Genomic DNA, 12,886 nt, shown 5'->3' on the forward strand with positions numbered 1-12,886 from the left:
GGCCGCCGGAGGTGCCGGCCGCCGGCGGCCCGTGCGGACGGCTCAGTCCACCTCCGCGACCGCCTGCGCGAACTGCGCCGCGTACAGCCGGGCGTACGCGCCCTGTGCCGCGAGCAGCTCCTCGTGCGTGCCCTGCTCGACGATGGCGCCGGACTCCATCACCAGGATGACGTCCGCGTCGCGGATCGTGGAGAGCCGGTGGGCGATCACGAAGCTCGTACGGCCGTGGCTGAGCCGGGCCATCGCGCGCTGGATGAGCACCTCGGTGCGGGTGTCGACGGAGCTGGTGGCCTCGTCGAGGACCAGGATCACCGGGTCGGACAGGAAGGCCCGGGCGATCGTGATGAGCTGCTTCTCGCCCGCGCTGACGCCCGAGCCCTCGTCGTCGAGGACGGTGTCGTAGCCGTCCGGGAGGGTGCGGATGAAGCGGTCGGCGTGCGCGGCCCGGGCGGCCGCCTCGATGTCCTCGCGGGTGGCGTCCTCGTGGCCGTAGCCGATGTTCTCCGCGATCGTGCCGCCGAAGAGCCAGGTGTCCTGGAGCACCATGCCGATGGACGCCCGCAGGTCCTCACGGGACATCGCCGCGATGTCCACGTCGTCGAGGGTGATGCGGCCGCCCGTCACCTCGTAGAAGCGCATGAGCAGGTTGACCAGGGTGGTCTTGCCCGCGCCCGTGGGGCCGACGATGGCGACGGTCTGGCCGGGCCGGACGCTCAGCGACAGGTCGTCGATGAGCGGCTTGTCCGGGTCGTAGCGGAAGGAGACCTTCTCCAGCGCCATCCGCCCGGTCAGCTCCACGGGGTGCGCGGGGACGGCCGGCTCCGGGGACTGCTCCTCCGCGTCCAGCAGCTCGAAGACGCGCTCGGCGGAGGCGACACCGGACTGGATCATGTTCGCCATGCTCGCGACCTGCGTCAGCGGCTGGCTGAACTGCCGCGAGTACTGGATGAAGGCCTGCACGTCGCCGATCGACAGCGCCCCGGACGCGACCCGCAGGCCGCCGACGACGGCGATCAGCACGTACTGCAGGTTGCCGATGAACATCATCAGCGGCTGGATCGTCCCGGACAGGAACTGCGCCTTGAAGCCGGCCTCGTACAGCGCCTCGTTCTCCTGCCGGAAGGTTTCGGCGGACTCCTGCTGGCGGCCGAAGACCTTCACCAGGCTGTGGCCGGTGTACATCTCCTCGATGTGCGCGTTCAGCGAGCCGGTCGTCTTCCACTGCTTGACGAACTGCGGCTGCGCGCGCTTGCCGACGCGCGTCGCGACCAGCAGCGTCACCGGCACGGTCGCGAGCGCGACCAGGGCCAGCAGCCACGAGATCCAGAACATCATGGCCAGCACGCCGACGATGGTCAGCAGCGAGTTGATCAGCTGGCCCATGGTCTGCTGCATGGTCTGGCCGATGTTGTCGATGTCGTTCGTGGCGCGGCTGAGGACCTCGCCGCGCGGCTGCCTGTCGAAGTACGACAGCGGCAGCCGGGAGATCTTCGCCTCGACGTCGCGGCGCAGCCGGAAGACCGTGCGGTTGATGACGGTCGTCGCCGTCCGCATCTGGACGACGCTGAGCAGCGCCGCCGCCAGGTACACCGCGAGGGCGAGCAGCAGGACGGAGCCGATCGCGCCGAAGTCCATGCCCTGGCCGGGGGTGAAGTCGATACCGGAGAGCATGTCCGCGACGCCGCCCTTGCCGTGGGCGCGCAGGTAGTCGAGGGCCTGCTCCTTCGAGCCGCCCTTGAGCTGCTTGCCGACGACGCCGGCGAAGATCAGGTCGGTCGCGCGGCCGAGGATCCGGGGGCCGGTCACGGCGAGGGCGACGCTGACCGCGCCGACCGAGAGGACGGCCCAGAGCAGGGCGCGGTCGGGGCGCATGAGGCCGACCAGGCGCTTGAAGGAGCCCTTGAAGTCCATGGAGCGCTCGATGGGGCCGCCGCCCATGAAGCGCGCGGGGCCGCCCATGGGACGGGGGCCGCGCTGGGCGGAGGCCATGACGCCCTTGCCGCCGGGCGCCCCCTTGCCGGGACCGCCGGGACCGCCCTTGCCGCCGGGGCCGCCGGGCCTGCCCGGTGCGCCGCTGGGACCGCCGCTCATGCCGCCGCCTCCTGCTCGGTCAGCTGGGACAACACGATCTCCCGGTAGGTCTCGTTGGTGGCCATGAGCTCGGCGTGGGTGCCGGTGCCGACGACCCGCCCCTCGTCGAGGACGACGATCCGGTCCGCGTCACGGATCGTGGACACCCGCTGGGCCACGATCACCACCGTCGCGTCCGCCGTCTCCGCGGCGAGCGCACGCCGCAGCGCCGCGTCCGTCGCGTAGTCCAGCGCGGAGAAGGAGTCGTCGAAGAGGTAGATCTCGGGGCGCCGCACGAGCACCCGGGCGATCGCGAGCCGCTGCCGCTGCCCGCCGGAGACGTTGCTGCCGCCCTGGGCGATCTCCGCGTCGAGGCCGCCCTCCAGCCGCTCGACGAAATCCTTGGCCTGCGCCACCTCCAGCGCGTGCCACAGCTCCTCGTCCGTCGCGTCCGGCTTCCCGTAGCGCAGGTTGGAGGCGACCGTGCCGGAGAACAGGTACGGCTTCTGCGGCACCAGGCCGACGGTCTCCGCGAGCAGTGCCGGATCCAGCTCCGCCACGTCCTCGCCGTCGATGAGCACCCGGCCGCCCGTCGCGTCGTACAGCCGCGGGATCAGGCCGAGGAGGGTGGACTTCCCGCTGCCCGTCGAACCGATCACGGCCGTCGTCTCGCCGGGGCGGGCGATCAGGTCGATGCCGCGCAGCACGGCGGCCTCGGCGCCGGGGTAGGCGAAGTCGACGTCGAAGAGCTCCAGCTCCCCGCGCCGCCCCAGCGACGTGATCGGCGCCTTCGGCGGGACGACGCTGGACTGCGTCCCCAGCACCTCCTGGATGCGCTCGGCGCACACCTCGGCGCGCGGCACCATCATGAACATGAAGGTGGCCATCATGACCGACATGAGGATCTGCATCAGGTAGCTCAGGAAGGCCGTGAGCGCGCCGATCTGCATGCCGCCGCTGTCGATGCGGTGGGCGCCGAACCACAGCACGGCCACGCTCGACAGGTTCACGATCGCCATCACGGTCGGGAACATCAGCGCGAGCAGCCGCCCGGAGGCCAGCGAGACCTCGGTGACCTCCTCGTTGGCCCGGCCGAAGCGGCGCTGCTCGTAGCCGTCCTTGACGAAGGCGCGGATGACGCGGATGCCGGTGATCTGCTCGCGCAGCACCCGGTTCACGGTGTCGACGCGCTTCTGCATCGTCCGGAAGATCGGGCGCAGCTTGCGGATGATCAGGCTCACGGCGATGCCCAGCACCGGCACGACGGCCAGCAGCAGCGACGACAGCGGCACGTCCTGGCCGAGCGCCATGACGATGCCGCCGACGCACATGATCGGCGCGGACACCATCATCGTGAACGTCATCAGCACCAGCATCTGGACCTGCTGGACGTCGTTGGTGGTGCGGGTGATCAGCGAGGGCGCGCCGAACTGCCCGACCTCGCGCGCGGAGAAGCTCTGCACCTGGTCGAAGACCGCCGCGCGGATGTCCCGCCCGATCGCCATCGACGTCCGCGCTCCGAAGTACACCGCGCAGATCGCGCACAGCACCTGCACGACGGTCACGCCGAGCATGGTCGCGCCCATGCCCATGATGTAGCCCGTGTCACCCTTGACCACGCCGTTGTCGATGATGTCGGCGTTGAGGGTGGGCAGGAAGAGGGCGGCCAGGGTCGAGACGAACTGCAGGGTCACCAGCGCGCCGATGGGGCGCTTGTACGGTCCCAGGCGGGACCGCAGGAGTCGGATCAGCACACTGACTACCTCGGGTCGGTCGGTACGGATACGGGCGGCGGCCCGGGCTCCGTCGTCGGACGGTCCAGCGGTCTGACGTCCGGAGCCGCGGTGGTGTGACGGGGCGGCCCGGCACCGGCGTGTGACGACGGCACCTTGCCTTTTCCCCTGGGGACGCCGTACCGCCCGCGCAGGGTTGAGCGGCCGCCCCCGCGGCGGCGCGCAACCTTATCGTCGGTCATCGCGCCGCCGCATCCGGTTAAGGAGAGGCAAAAGCTCCCGCGTCGCGGGGGTCACGCGGGTCGCACCGGTCGCACGGACCGCGCCCGGGAGGCCGCCGGCGAGCCGTGGGCGCCCCCGCCGGGCCCCATGCGAGCCGCGGGCACGCCCCGGCCGCCCGGCCCCTCACAGCGCGGCGAAAGCCCCCGGATGGGTCTGCTCGCGCACCGCGATGAACTGCTGCCGCACCGCCGAGCCGACCGCCGGCCCGCCTCCGCCGTGCCCGGGCTCGCCCGGCCCCGTACCGTCCTGGCCCGGCCCGTCCGGCTCCACGGCGTCCTCCGGGTCGAGCACCTTGGTGCCCGCGGGCTGCGGCCAGGCCGGCGGCTCACCGTGCGTGTGCGAGCCCAGCACCGCGCCCAGCGACCACGCCGCCTGCCGGGCCGCGCCGATCGCCGCGTACTCCGCCGCCGGCGGCACCACCACGAGGGTGCCGAAGATCGACGGCGCCAGCGCCTGGACGGCCGGCAGCTCCGCCGCCGCTCCCAGCAGCACCACCCGGCGGATCTCCACGCCCTTGCCGCGCAGCACGTCCAGCGCGTCGGCGAGCCCGCACAGCATGCCCTCGAAGGCGGCCCGGGCCAGGTGCTCGGGCTTCATCGACTCGCGCCGCAGCCCGGCCAGCGTGCCCGCCGTGTGCGGCAGGTCGGGGGTGCGCTCGCCCTCCAGGTAGGGCAGCAGGACGAGGCCGTACGCGCCGGGTGTCGAGGCCAGCGCCAGCTCCGAGAGCCCGGCGAGATCGGTGCCGAGCAGCTCGGCGGTGCCGCGCAGCGTCCGTACCGCGTTGCGCACCTGGAGGACGGGCAGGTGGTGGCCGGTCGCGTCGGCGAAGGCGGTGACGGTGCCGGTCGGGTCCTTCAGCGCCTCGTGGTGGACGGCGAAGACGCTGCCGCCCGCGCCCAGCGACACCACCGCGTCGCCGGGGCCCACGCCCAGGCCCAGGGCGGCGGCCATCGTGTCGCCGGTGCCGGCCGAGATCAGCAGGCCCTCGGGCGTCTGGCCCGCGGGTTCGGCGGGACCGAGCACGTCGGGCAGCGCCGCGGCATGGCCGAGGGCGCGCTCGACGAGGTCGGTGCGGTACTCGCCGGTGGCCGCCGACCAGTAGCCGGTGCCCGACGCGTCGCCGCGGTCGGTGGTGCGGCGGGCGGGCTGGCCGAGCAGCTGCCAGACCAGCCAGTCGTGCGGCAGCATCACCGCCGCGACCCGCGCGGCCGCGGCCGGCTCGTGCTGGGCCAGCCAGCGCAGCTTCGCCACCGGATAGGCCGCCTGCGGCTGCGTGCCCACCGCATCCGCCCAGCCCGCGGGCCCGCCCAGCTCCTGGAGCAGGTCCGCGGCCTGCGTCTGCGCGCGGTTGTCGCCCCGCAGCATCGCGGGCCGCACGGTCACACCGCCCGCGTCCAGCGCGACCAGCCCGTGCTGCTGGCCGCAGACCCCGATCGCCTGCACACCTTCGAGCACCCCGCCCTTGGCCGCCTCGCCCAGCGACAGCAGCCAGGCCTGCGGGTCCAGCTCGGACGGCTTGCCGCCGTCCGGCACCTCGTGGGGTGCGTAACCCTGCCGCAGGATCTCACCGGTGTCCGTGTCGCAGACGACGACGGTGGTACCCGCGGAGGAGTTGTCTATACCGGCCACTTTGCCCATAGGGCCGATGATGCCGCACCGGGCGGCCCGCGCGCCGCGCGGCCCGCCGTCCGGTGCGACGGGGCACGCCTCAGGTGTTCGAGGTGCCCCAGTCGTCGTCGGGCGCGCTGCCGTTGCGCATCGCGCGCACCTTGTGCGCGAGCGGCTCCGGCAGGCGCGGCCCGACCTTGACGACGACCGTGTCCGCGGCCCGGACCGCCGCCGTACGGCTCTGCTGCGCGGCGGTCTCGGCGGCGTTGCGCACCGCCGGGTTGTGGACGAAGGCCTGCCCGGCCTTCACCAGCTGCTCGTACCGCTCACGGCCCGCCCTGGCACCGATCACGAACCCGACAGCGGCTCCCGCGATGAACGTCAGCTTGTAGCGCATGGCTCCACCATCCTCGCTGCGGCCGTACGCCCTGGCGGCCGCGTTGCTCGACATTGCTGGTCGTGCTCGTCGTGGCTGGGCGCCTACCCTCCGCACCCGAGCCGCAACCCGGCAGACAAGGGTTGGCGGAGCACCCCCCCACTTGCGCTAATGTATGTGTCGCACCGAACGCGCGCCTTCCGGGAAGCCTCCGGCAGGTGCATTCGGTGCACGCGAGGCGATCCCCTGTAGCTCAATTGGCAGAGCAGCCGGCTGTTAACCGGCAGGTTACTGGTTCGAGTCCAGTCGGGGGAGCTTCGGTCCCCTGTAGCTCAATTGGCAGAGCAGCCGGCTGTTAACCGGCAGGTTACTGGTTCGAGTCCAGTCGGGGGAGCGCAGGACCCGGGACCCCGTTGGGGTCCTTTTTCGTGCCCGCGGGAACCATCCGCCCGCCCCGGGGAGTCCACCTGTTGCCGCGTCTGTGACCCACGAGGGCGACAGATCGTATGAGCAGCTATGCTGCGGCAGACGGCGCACGCCACGCCGTACGGGGCGGTAGCTCAGCCGGTTAGAGCAGCGGACTCATAATCCGCCGGTCCTGGGTTCGAGTCCCAGCCGCCCCACCGAAGAAGGGTCGAGGACAGGTTCCCGACCTGCATCGGAGCCCATCAGGGAACCATCCCCCTGGTGGGCTCTTCGTCTGAGTGATCGCTAGCTGGCCCGCTGCTGGCCCGAACGGATAGCGATCATGGTTCGTGCTTCCTACCAACCTTCGGCGATGCCAGTGCGGGCACAGCGCCGTCCCGCGACCGGACGGGCCGCCAAGGGTCAGCACGATCTGCTGACCAGCGCCCGCGCGTGGGGCGGACCTGCTTTCGGTCTGGGCGAAACCAGCCTGGTCACCGTCTCGCCCCGCGCGGGGCGGACCTGACCAGGCTTTTTCCCGGAGTCAGGAAAGTTTCGGCTCCCGTGGGCCGAGCCGTCTCGACTACCGACTTAGCCGCCAGGCCGCGTACCTCGTCGCGGTGAATGGCCCCTGCCCACACGGGGCGGACGATTTGCCAGGTCCCCGAAGGACCTCGCAAAACCCCTGGTCCCTGCCCGCGCGGGGCGGGCCCTTCGAGAGCGGGCATGCCGAAGGCCCCGGTCGCCGCGGTGTTCGCGACGGCCGGGGCCGGGTGCTGCTGGGGGTCAGCGGCTGCTGGTTGGGGCGGTGAGAATGAAGCCCCGCACCGGGCGGTCGTCACCCCGCTGCGCGCGCAGTTCCCGAGCCGCCTTCAGGCGCTCCATCAGGTCCGCATACCGGGGGTCGATCCACTCCACGGCAAGCCCCTCTCCTACGCCGCGCCGGCGAGGACGACGTCGCTGGGCTCGATCGGCCCGCACCGCGGCGAGTGCCCGCAGCTCGCCGCCACCGGCACGCTCGTGTCCGAAGGGGGCATCCACAGGTCCGGGTCTGGCGCGTAGCCCTCCGCGGCCAGGAGCGCCACCGTCCGCTCGATGACGTCGTGCCCCTGCCGGGCTGTGTCCGGGCGCTCCGGGTAGTGGTGCACGAACGCCCCCAGGCGGTCGCACAGCCGCGCGTACACGGCGGTGTGGAGGACCAGGGCGTGCCAGCCCTCGTCGACCGTCCGGGACGGTGCGATCGGCACCAGCGGGTTGCGGGCCGCGGTGGCGACGAACGCGAGGGCCTGGTCGAGGATCCGGCCGGCGGTGTCCTCGGTCATGCCGGGGTTGTTGTCCATCACCGTGGCGGTGACGGCCGCGTGGTCGGCCGCGGGCAGCAGGGCGGACGGTTCCGCTACGAGCATGTACTTCTCCTCAGGGGTTGGTGACGTCGGCCCAGTTGGGCGGCCTGCTATCGGATTTGGGCGTTGGGCCAGCGGTCGTTGAATCGCTGGTGGTCCTCGGCTACCTGCTCTGGCGTCGGTGTGGCGTCGGCCTCGGGCTCCTCGGGCTCGCTGGACTCCTGCGTGGGCGTGGGCATGCTTGTCTCCTCGGTGTGGCGGCAGGCGGTAGGGGCCCTGCATGGGGGCGCTGGGCCGCACAGGCGGTAGGGGCCCGGCGGCCACCGTCGCGCCGGACCCCGCATGGGGTGGGCTAGCTCGAGGTGCGCGCCCGGGCCGCCCGCGGGTTGCACAGCTCGCGGTGCAGCAGGACGTCGGGCGACGCGCTCGTTGCCTGCTCCACGGGCAGGCGCGCCTCGTCGCCTGCGCGTATCGGCTGCTGGCAGCGGTGGCACAGGCCGCGCGTCGCGGCGCCCCGTTCGGCGGCCATCAGGGGCGTCCCAGGGCCACGGACTCGGCGGCCTCGCGAGCGAGCATGCAGTCCTCCGGGTCGCGGCACCACGTCACGGTGATCTCCCCGTCGTCGCTATCCGGGTCCGGCTCTACGGAGATCGTCCAGTCGGCCGTCTCGCGCCTGCACAGCTCGCAGCGGCGCACCTCCAGCGTCACGACCCGGCCTCCGGGGGCAGCAGCCGCACCAGGTGCTCGACCAGCGCGGCGGGGAGCGGCGGCACGTAGACGTACTCTTCCGACTCGCTCCAGTTCGTCCAGCGCGTGATGCGGCGCACCAGGTCGGGGTCCGCGCCGAGCGCCGTAAGGGCGTCCTGAAGGTCCGCCGCGGCCTTGCGGCCGGCCGTCATCTCAGCGCTGTCGGAGGATAAGGTCTGCATGCTGCGCCCCTTCCGGCGTGGCCACACCCCGGGCCGGTCGCACGGCCGCGGGGCATTTTGCTGCCCGCCCCGATCGGCAACAGGGCGGCCAGCCCCTCGACGCTAGGGCTCCTATTTGCGGGGCGGCGAGCGATGTGCAGTTCTTTGCAGATGTTCACTCCCACGTCGGCGGGAAGCCCTGTGCGGCCTTGACCGAGGACGACTTCGCCTGGACCGTGGGGCAAAGGACTGCACACGACTGGGGATGGAGCACGCTGTGTCGTTACTGTTCGTTGGGATCGATCCCGACACCGGCAAGACCAACAGCCCGACGGTATGGGTTGACCAGGACAGGCAGGAACTCGTCCTCCAGGGATGGGACCCCGACGGGCAGACACTGGCCGAGTGCGCTGCCTTCGAGGTCCCCGGCCACGCAGTGGGCATTCCTGACGGCGAGTCCGTGATCCGTATCCCCGCCAGGATGGTGCACATGATCAGGAAGGCGTGCGATGTCCTCGACGGACACCCCGACGTTCGATGAGCTGATCGAAGCGTGCACGCGCTCGGCCGTGCACCTGGAGATGCGCGACGCCTATGGGGTCGCCGATGAAGCTGCTGACTTCGAGCGCTGGCGGGCCACCGGAGAACGGGACACTGACCCGGCTTCCGAATACTGGGCGCCGTGGGTGGACCTGATCAGCCGGACCCGCGCCCGGGGAGTTGTGGTGCGCCGGGCCCGCATTGTGTCCGAGCCGGTCACCGACTACATCCGCTACGAGCACGCTGGGACGACCGTCAACGTCGCAGCTGGCGAGCAGGTCCGGTGGCTGCCCCGCCGACAGGCCAGCGACGTCGCCCTGCCGGGCAACGACTTCTGGCTGTTCGACGGGCAGGTCGTCCACTGGAATCACTTCACGGGTGATGGCGCATCCGCAGGCGCGGAGATCACGGACGCCAAGGAGGCCGCCAAGCTCTGCGCCAGCGCGTTCGAGGCGGTCTGGGACCGTGCCATCCCGCACGACCAGTACAAGCTCTGACGAGACGCACCGGTAGCCAGCCCATGCCCACATCCCCGTCCTCCTCCGCGCAAGCCGCACGCATCGCGGTAGCTCAGCGCCTGCGCGAGCTACGGAAAGAGGCGGGCTTGACGATCGTGGAGCTGGCTACCGCGTGCGGCTGGCACTACTCCAAGACCTCACGTGTCGAGAACGGCCAGACCGGTCCCTCGGCGAAAGACATCCGCCTGTGGTGTGCAGCCACCAAGGCGGAGGAAGCCGATGCCACCGACCTGATCGCCCAGTCTCTCAATGCAGAGGCCATGTACCGGGAGTGGCGTCAGCAGATGCGGGTGGGCCTCAGGGCGGTCCAGGAGAGCATCGTCACCCTCTTCCACGAGACGCACCGGTTCCGCGTCTACTCCTCCACCGTCGTGCCGGGCCTCCTCCAAACTGAGGGATACGCCCAGGGCGTGCTCGCCATCGCATCAGCAGTGCACGATCTTCCGGCCGAGGACATCGCGGACGCCGCCCAAGCCCGGCTTGAGCGGTCCCGGATCATCCACGCGCCGGGCCGCCGCGTTGCGGTAGTCATCGAGGAGAGCGTCCTCCGCCACCAGATGGCCGACGAGGATGCGATGGCTGCACAACTCGGCTCGCTCCTGGCCGCCGGCGCGCTGCCGGCCGTGTCGCTCGGGGTCATCCCCATGTCCACGCGACGGCGCACGCAGTGGCCTGAAGAGACGTTCGCTGTCTACGACGACAAGCTGGTGACGGTTGAGCTTGTCTCGGCTGAGGTGTCGGTGACCCAGCCGAGCGAGGTCGACCAGTACCTCAAGACCTTCGAGCGGCTGCGGAGCATGGCGGTGTACGGGGCGGATGCACGGGCTCTGATCGTGGCCGCCATTGACGCGCTCGGCTGATCCCGGACATGACGAAGCGCCCCGCCCGGCACACGGCCAGACGGGGCGCTTCCCCCAGTCAGCGGCGCTTCTGCGCCCGGATCACCATCCATGTCCGCTGCACCAGCAGCCCTGCCAGGCCGAGGACCACCACCACCCGGGCCACCCGCAGAACCGTCGCGGCCGTCCCGTCCGGCCACAGCGTCACCGCCACCGTGTACGCCCCCAGCGCACCCACCGCGGCGGAGAACGTCATCACGTGCCGGCCCGTCGCGCTGGCACGCCACGGCGCGAGCGCGTGGTACGTGGCCACGAACGCCACCGCGGCCAGCGCCACCGCCCCCGACGCCACCGCGTTGGCCACCTCTGCCCAGCTCATCCCTGCCCCCCACGTAGTGCAGCGGAGATCATCTCCGCGAAGTGGTTCCGCTCCCTCAGCTCGCGCAGCCTCCCCGTGACGGCGGCCACCTCCGGCCGCCGCTCCCGCGCCTCCTGCCGTGCAACCTGCGTCCGCGCGAGCGCGAACTCCGCCTGCTGTGTCCGCGCCGCCCGCCTACCGCGCCGCGTCCGCATCCGCGCCAGCCACCCCATGACCCACCTCCCCCGGCCGGGGCAGAGACGTCAGCACGTGGTCGGCGACCCGCGCCACCTCGAGCAGTTCGCGCGTCTGCGCCCGCTCCTCCGCACGTGCGGCCTCCGATTCGCGGTGCGCCTCCTGCCAGGTGTCCCGCTGGTGCTGCACGTCCCGCAGGACGGACAGGGGCACGAGCCGGCCGGTGAGGACGAGCATCACGGCGGCCGCGAGGATCCCGGCGGCGCCGCCCTGGATGGCTATCAGCCCGTCCATGCGCTCACCTCCAGCCCGCTTCGTGCCCTACCCATCAGGCCCCCGGCATCGCGGACGGCGGGACCACCGCGGGGGCAGGGGTCGCCTTGGCCGGGTACTGGGGCGGCCGGGCCAGCCCGAGCAGCCAGCCCCACCGGCTGGAGACGTGGGCCTCCAGGACGCGGAAGAAGGCGTAGTAGGCGGCACCGAACGCGCTACCGAGCCACACCGTGGCGGCCGCGGAGTCGACGCCGATCCCGGCGTGCGCGAGAGCCGCGACGAGCGCGCCCACGATCATCGGCACCACGGTGCGCCAGAGACTGGCCAGCGTGTCGTACAGGGTCATGGTGAAGATCCGTTTCTGCTGGTAGGGATGAGGGTTGTCAGGGGCGCCAGGTCAGGGCGCGCAGCACGCGGTAGGCCACAGTCGCCGGCGAGGCCGCGAAGAGCTCGACCTTCAGCTGCTCGTTCTTGTCGAGTGCGCCCGGCCGGCTGAGCGCGGCGTTGAGGATGCCGTCCGCGCCGATGACGCCCAGGTCCACGGGCAGGTCGGAGCTGTGCCGCTTCGTGGCCAGCGGCAGGTCGTAGAAGCGCCCGGTGATCCGGGTGCCCGGGGTGCCCTTGACCGTGACGTAGGCGGTCAGCTGGTACGTGCACGGGCCCTGGAGCAGCGCGGTGTCCGCGGCCATCGCGATCGTCGTCCACTCGCCCGCGGGCACGGGGGTGTCCTTGTCACTGGACTCGGTGAGCAGGGTCGGCGGCATGTCGTCCTCCCGAACGGTGGTGGTGTGCGCGGCCGGGACGACGCTGGTGGGCTCGGTCGCGGGCGGATGCCCCGGCGTCCACTGGCCGTAGTCGGCGGCCATCGCGGTGTCCTTGTCGCAGCTCACGCCTGCGATCGTCACCGTGCTCGCGTACTGCCGGATGTGCGCCCGCGCGTCCCACCGGCCGCCGGACCAGGCGACCGTCTGCCACGCCCACGACGCGAGCTTGTGGTCGAGGAGGTAGTCGACGACGCGGTACCCGCCGTACACCCCCGTCCGCGCGAGGCCGAGCACGCTGACGACGCCGCCGAAGTACGCCGCGACCGCGCTCGGGCTGGCGTCGTAGTCCACCGCGAAGTAGATCGGGCGCGACTTCGGCATGCCGCACGCCGCCGCCTGCTGCGCGGCCGCCTTGGCGTCCGCGATGCCCGCGGCCCGGCCCGCGCCCGCGCGCTGCGCGGTCGTCTCCCAGACCACCACGCAGGACACGCCGTGCGCCGCGAGGTCGTCAGCCTCCGCCCGCGTCAGATTCTTGCCCTCGCTGTGCGAGAGATAGCGGGCCGCGAAGCGTGCGCCCGCCTTCGCGAGCGCGGCGCCGCCAGGCCGCCCATACGAGTAGTCCAGGCCGTCCGTCATGCTGTGCCCTCCGGGCATGCGAAAGCCCCGGCCAACGG

The 12,886-nt window shown here is 72.0% G+C and carries 16 protein-coding genes and 3 tRNA genes; 6 read left to right on the forward strand and 13 right to left on the reverse strand.

Annotated features, from left to right (window positions below; all coding sequences use genetic code 11):
* Window positions 1-42: 42 nt before the first annotated feature.
* The 4 genes from ACH4SE_RS11335 to ACH4SE_RS11350 form a co-directional block, all read right to left on the reverse strand.
* Window positions 43-1,959, reverse strand: a complete 1,917-nt coding sequence (locus tag ACH4SE_RS11335; RefSeq protein WP_398543205.1) for an ABC transporter ATP-binding protein — start codon at window positions 1,957-1,959, stop codon at window positions 43-45.
* Between the two features lie 128 nt (window positions 1,960-2,087).
* Window positions 2,088-3,824 (reverse strand): ABC transporter ATP-binding protein, encoded by a 1,737-nt coding sequence (locus ACH4SE_RS11340; protein ID WP_398543078.1) that lies wholly within the window; start codon window positions 3,822-3,824, stop codon window positions 2,088-2,090.
* A 384-nt stretch (window positions 3,825-4,208) separates the two neighbouring features.
* Entirely contained in the window at window positions 4,209-5,723 is a 1,515-nt protein-coding gene (locus ACH4SE_RS11345) for an FGGY family carbohydrate kinase (RefSeq protein WP_398543079.1), read from the reverse strand.
* Between the two features lie 70 nt (window positions 5,724-5,793).
* Window positions 5,794-6,090 (reverse strand): YtxH domain-containing protein, encoded by a 297-nt coding sequence (locus ACH4SE_RS11350; protein ID WP_398543206.1) that lies wholly within the window; start codon window positions 6,088-6,090, stop codon window positions 5,794-5,796.
* A gap of 221 nt (window positions 6,091-6,311) precedes the next feature.
* On the opposite strand from ACH4SE_RS11350, the gene ACH4SE_RS11355 reads away from it, so the two are divergent.
* From ACH4SE_RS11355 to ACH4SE_RS11365, 3 genes are all read left to right on the forward strand, one after another.
* Window positions 6,312-6,384, forward strand: a tRNA-Asn gene (locus ACH4SE_RS11355).
* Window positions 6,385-6,390: 6 nt separating this feature from the next.
* Window positions 6,391-6,463, forward strand: a tRNA-Asn gene (locus ACH4SE_RS11360).
* A 155-nt stretch (window positions 6,464-6,618) separates the two neighbouring features.
* Window positions 6,619-6,692 (forward strand) — tRNA-Ile (locus ACH4SE_RS11365).
* 568 nt (window positions 6,693-7,260) lie between these two features.
* On the opposite strand, the gene ACH4SE_RS11370 is transcribed toward ACH4SE_RS11365, so the two are convergent.
* From ACH4SE_RS11370 to ACH4SE_RS11390, 5 genes are all read right to left on the reverse strand, one after another.
* Window positions 7,261-7,392 carry a hypothetical protein gene (locus tag ACH4SE_RS11370; protein WP_398543080.1) on the reverse strand — a complete coding sequence of 44 codons (132 nt, stop codon included), beginning with the start codon at window positions 7,390-7,392 and terminating at the stop codon, window positions 7,261-7,263.
* 14 nt (window positions 7,393-7,406) lie between these two features.
* Window positions 7,407-7,880 (reverse strand): glycine-rich domain-containing protein, encoded by a 474-nt coding sequence (locus tag ACH4SE_RS11375; RefSeq protein ID WP_398543081.1) that lies wholly within the window; start codon window positions 7,878-7,880, stop codon window positions 7,407-7,409.
* A gap of 289 nt (window positions 7,881-8,169) precedes the next feature.
* Window positions 8,170-8,346 (reverse strand): hypothetical protein, encoded by a 177-nt coding sequence (locus tag ACH4SE_RS11380; protein WP_398543082.1) that lies wholly within the window; start codon window positions 8,344-8,346, stop codon window positions 8,170-8,172.
* Entirely contained in the window at window positions 8,346-8,525 is a 180-nt protein-coding gene (locus tag ACH4SE_RS11385) for a hypothetical protein (RefSeq protein ID WP_398543083.1), read from the reverse strand. The genes ACH4SE_RS11380 and ACH4SE_RS11385 overlap by 1 nt, the downstream gene beginning before the upstream one ends.
* On the reverse strand, window positions 8,522-8,746 hold the full coding sequence (locus tag ACH4SE_RS11390; RefSeq protein ID WP_398543084.1) for a hypothetical protein: 225 nt from the start codon (window positions 8,744-8,746) through the stop codon (window positions 8,522-8,524). The genes ACH4SE_RS11385 and ACH4SE_RS11390 overlap by 4 nt, the downstream gene beginning before the upstream one ends.
* A 256-nt stretch (window positions 8,747-9,002) precedes the next feature.
* On the opposite strand from ACH4SE_RS11390, the gene ACH4SE_RS11395 reads away from it, so the two are divergent.
* Genes ACH4SE_RS11395 through ACH4SE_RS11405 form a run of 3 tightly spaced genes read left to right on the forward strand, consistent with a single transcriptional unit; the run spans window position 9,003 to window position 10,643 of the window.
* Entirely contained in the window at window positions 9,003-9,266 is a 264-nt protein-coding gene (locus ACH4SE_RS11395; RefSeq protein ID WP_398543085.1) for a hypothetical protein, read from the forward strand.
* The gene (locus tag ACH4SE_RS11400; protein WP_398543086.1) at window positions 9,235-9,762 is read left to right on the forward strand and encodes a DUF6879 family protein; all 528 of its coding nucleotides are present in this window, start codon (window positions 9,235-9,237) and stop codon (window positions 9,760-9,762) included. Before ACH4SE_RS11395 ends, ACH4SE_RS11400 begins: the two co-directional genes overlap by 32 nt.
* Before the next feature lie 23 nt (window positions 9,763-9,785).
* The gene (locus ACH4SE_RS11405) at window positions 9,786-10,643 is read left to right on the forward strand and encodes a helix-turn-helix domain-containing protein (protein ID WP_398543087.1); all 858 of its coding nucleotides are present in this window, start codon (window positions 9,786-9,788) and stop codon (window positions 10,641-10,643) included.
* 58 nt (window positions 10,644-10,701) lie between these two features.
* On the opposite strand, the gene ACH4SE_RS11410 is transcribed toward ACH4SE_RS11405, so the two are convergent.
* The 4 genes from ACH4SE_RS11410 to ACH4SE_RS11425 form a co-directional block, all read right to left on the reverse strand.
* Entirely contained in the window at window positions 10,702-11,001 is a 300-nt protein-coding gene (locus ACH4SE_RS11410; protein ID WP_398543088.1) for a hypothetical protein, read from the reverse strand.
* A gap of 174 nt (window positions 11,002-11,175) precedes the next feature.
* A complete protein-coding gene (locus tag ACH4SE_RS11415; RefSeq protein ID WP_398541010.1) occupies window positions 11,176-11,469 on the reverse strand; it encodes a hypothetical protein in 294 nt (97 codons plus the stop codon).
* A 34-nt stretch (window positions 11,470-11,503) separates the two neighbouring features.
* Window positions 11,504-11,794, reverse strand: coding sequence for a hypothetical protein (locus ACH4SE_RS11420; protein WP_398543089.1), 291 nt, complete (start codon window positions 11,792-11,794; stop codon window positions 11,504-11,506).
* A 37-nt stretch (window positions 11,795-11,831) separates the two neighbouring features.
* Window positions 11,832-12,848, reverse strand: a complete 1,017-nt coding sequence (locus ACH4SE_RS11425; protein ID WP_398543090.1) for a glycoside hydrolase domain-containing protein — start codon at window positions 12,846-12,848, stop codon at window positions 11,832-11,834.
* Window positions 12,849-12,886 lie beyond the last annotated feature (38 nt).

The organism is Streptomyces sp. NPDC020983, from assembly GCF_044333485.1.
Lineage (GTDB): Bacteria > Actinomycetota > Actinomycetes > Streptomycetales > Streptomycetaceae > Actinacidiphila.